Here is a 2,880-nt window from a genome sequence, read left to right as displayed (position 1 = left end):
CAACATCCCCTACTGACATTGATTACGCACCAGAACGACTCATCCCTCAAAAATGGTTCGGGCGACGTAAAACCATCGGAATTGGGCTCCCCGATTTGTTCAGATCGCCAGGATGAAGTTGATCCGGAACGCCCAAAGGCTCCTACCTTCATCCAGAAGCGGCGCTTTTCGCTTCTGCCCCTCGTCGGAGCCTTGGTCGGCGCCGTGCACGTGACGCAATCGCTCGCTTGACCCTATGGTCAGGTCTTCCCCGTGGAAGCCTATTTGTTCGCTCTGATGCCGGTCCTAGCCGCGGAGATTCGATGGCGCCTGACCCAGGCACTTCGGACGGCCGTCGCAACTCCGGACGCGGCAGCGGCGAGACCTGCGGCTGCGATCCGCGCTAGCCTTCTGCTCGATGTCGCAGCCGGAATTACCATCCCATCGCTTGTAGCCGGGGTGCTGGAACCATTTGCGACCGATTGACACCAGTTGGGAGGTGAGACCGGCCGTCAGCACCATCCGCCGCCAAGGCCAGTCGGGCTAGACCTGCTCGAACGCCGCTATGATCGGGCAGTGGAGCGTGTCGGCGGCAGCGCATTGGCGCGACAGGCCCATGAGCGCGCGCCGCGCCGCATCGAGTTCGGCGATCGTCTTTTCGATCGCCGCGATGCGCGCATCGGCCAGTTCGCGCGCTCGCGCGCGATCGCTCGACGCGTCGAGTTCGAGCAGTTCGGCGATCTCGGTGAGCGTAAATCCCGCTGCTTGTGCCGATTTGATGAAGCGCAGACGGCGCAGAACCGCCTCGTCGTAACGCCGGACTCGGCCTTCCGACGGGGCGCTGGCCGACTGAGGCGGAACGGGCAACAGGCCGCGGCGTTGGTAATAGCGGATCGTCTCGACATTGACGCCGCCCTGCCGGGCAAGCTGGCCGATGGTCATGTCACGCAAGGCCTTGACTCCGTACTATGGTACGGAGCCTATATAGCGGGAAGCGATCGGGAATCAAGAAAGGCGAATCGATGAATATGCAGGTTCAGCGCGCGAACGAAAGCGCGCCAGCGCACACTGGTGCGGCGGTTTCGGGCAAGCCGCGGGCGACCATCTATCGCATGGTGATGGAGCAGCATATCTGCCCCTATGGCCTGAAGGCGCTGCATCTGTTGCGCAGCCGCGGCTATGACGTCGAGGATGTCTGGCTGACGACCCGCGAGGAAACCGACGCATTCAAGGCGAAACATGGCGTCGCGACGACGCCGCAGACCTTCATCGAAGGCGAGCGGATCGGCGGTCTTGACGATCTGAGGCGCCATCTCGGTCTGAAAGTCCGCGATCCTAAGGCGCTTACCTATAAGCCCGTCATCGCGCTCTTCTCTATCACCGCGCTGATGGCGCTGGCCGCCAGCCAAGCGGTGTCGGGCACGCCCTTCACAATCCGTGCCGCCGAATGGTTTATCGGGTTCAGCATGGCGTTGCTTGCCTTCCTCAAGCTCCGCGACATCGAGAGCTTCTCGAGCATGTTCCTGAACTATGACTTGCTCGCCAAACGCTGGGTACCCTATGCTACCATCTATCCCTTTGCGGAGGGTCTTGCCGGCATCCTGATGATTTCTGGCGCGCTGAACTGGATATCGATTCCGGTGGCGCTGTTCATCGGGATCATCGGCGCCGTGTCGGTGTTCAAGGCGGTGTATATCGACAAGCGCGAACTCAAATGCGCCTGCGTCGGCGGCGACAGCAATGTGCCGCTGGGTTTCATCTCACTGACCGAAAATCTGATGATGATCGCCATGGCGCTGTGGATGCTGGTCGCGCCCGCCGCCATGACAATGGGCCATTCTTAACGGGTCCGGCGTAACCACGACGGGACAGTCGGCGAACAAGTGAGCGGGATCTCCACCCCGGTTTAGATTGACGCCAAGTTTGACAAGGATCATGCTTCGACCGTGAAACGCTGGCTCACCTTTCTACTTCTTGTCGGAGCCTTACTCGGCCTTCTGGCGCAGGAGACCGCATTCGCCTCGGCGCCCGCGCTCCCGTCGGCCGAGACGGCGTTCGCGGCGGCGATGAGCGACGAATGCGCGGAGATGATGGGGATTAAAAAATCCCAGAAGAGCGCTCCGTGCAAGGGCCTCACGCTCGACTGCATCGCCAAGATGGGCTGCGCGCTACCGCCCGCCGTCGTCTCTCCGGCTACCCCCCTTGCCGAAAAGACATTTGTCGCCGGCTCTTTCGATCCGCTTCCTGTCCGGCGCCTCGCCGGAAGAACATTCGGCCCCGAACCCGACCCGCCCCTATTTCTTGCCTGAATTGCCGACGCGCACCGGCTCGTCCCGGCGCGCGGTTTCACGCTTTTCAATCAAGGAATTCAACATGAAACCGTTTTTTGCCGTTGCCGCGCTCGCGGCAGCAACGCTTGCCGCTCCCGTCCTCGCCCAAGAACCGTCCGGCGGCCATCATGAATGGCAGACCCGCCAGGTGCCAGGGCCGAACAAGTCCAATACCACCTCGCGAGTCCGCGTCTGGGTCAAGGACAAGCCGGGACAGATGGCGCATTGCGACTGCGACATGATGAAGGTGAGTCCGGCGGACTGCATGAAGAATATGTCCGGCGACCAAAGGATGCCCCCGCAAGGGTAACGGTCTTTCTTCCCCGGCGTACAGACGCCGGGGAGGCTTTCGCCCAGTCCACAGCAGGGGGACATCATGCGCCCATATTTTACGGCAGACTTGCTTGCGCTGCCCTCGGCTCTTCACGCCGAGCCGCTGACGCTAGATTCGGCGCTCAGCCGAGCAGCATCGGAGGCACCCGAACTGCAAAGCCGCGAAGCGGGCGTCGACGCCGCCCAATCGGCGGCGATCGCCGCCGACCGGCTGCCCGACCCGAAACTCAATATCGTC

Annotated in this window: 5 protein-coding genes and 1 pseudogene; 5 read left to right on the top strand and 1 reads right to left on the bottom strand. The window is 62.1% G+C overall.

Annotation, left to right across the window (positions count from 1 at the left end):
• A partial coding sequence (locus KAY22_RS27300; RefSeq protein ID WP_296626176.1) for a hypothetical protein occupies positions 1-231 on the top strand: 231 nt, incomplete at its 5' end.
• Positions 232-522: 291 nt separating this feature from the next.
• Here KAY22_RS27300 and KAY22_RS27295 read toward each other — a convergent pair.
• Entirely contained in the window at positions 523-921 is a 399-nt protein-coding gene (locus tag KAY22_RS27295) for a MerR family transcriptional regulator (RefSeq protein ID WP_003046425.1), read from the bottom strand.
• A 170-nt stretch (positions 922-1,091) separates the two neighbouring features.
• Here KAY22_RS27295 and KAY22_RS27290 point away from each other — a divergent pair, with 170 nt between their 5' ends.
• From KAY22_RS27290 to KAY22_RS27275, 4 genes and pseudogenes are all read left to right on the top strand, one after another.
• The gene (locus tag KAY22_RS27290) at positions 1,092-1,823 is read left to right on the top strand and encodes a MauE/DoxX family redox-associated membrane protein (RefSeq protein ID WP_049754754.1); all 732 of its coding nucleotides are present in this window, start codon (positions 1,092-1,094) and stop codon (positions 1,821-1,823) included.
• Between the two features lie 102 nt (positions 1,824-1,925).
• Positions 1,926-2,288 (top strand): hypothetical protein, encoded by a 363-nt coding sequence (locus KAY22_RS27285; protein ID WP_003046437.1) that lies wholly within the window; start codon positions 1,926-1,928, stop codon positions 2,286-2,288.
• A complete protein-coding gene (locus tag KAY22_RS27280) occupies positions 2,197-2,619 on the top strand; it encodes a hypothetical protein (RefSeq protein WP_231292908.1) in 423 nt (140 codons plus the stop codon). The genes KAY22_RS27285 and KAY22_RS27280 overlap by 92 nt, the downstream gene beginning before the upstream one ends.
• 66 nt (positions 2,620-2,685) lie before the next feature.
• Positions 2,686-2,880, top strand: a pseudogene (locus KAY22_RS27275) (transporter); the annotation flags it as partial.

This window comes from Rhizorhabdus sp., from assembly GCF_018006725.1.
In the GTDB taxonomy this organism is placed as follows: Bacteria; Pseudomonadota; Alphaproteobacteria; order Sphingomonadales; family Sphingomonadaceae; genus Rhizorhabdus.
The sequence above is the reverse complement of the archived record's forward strand: the minus strand, read 5'-3'. Positions and strand labels throughout refer to the sequence as shown.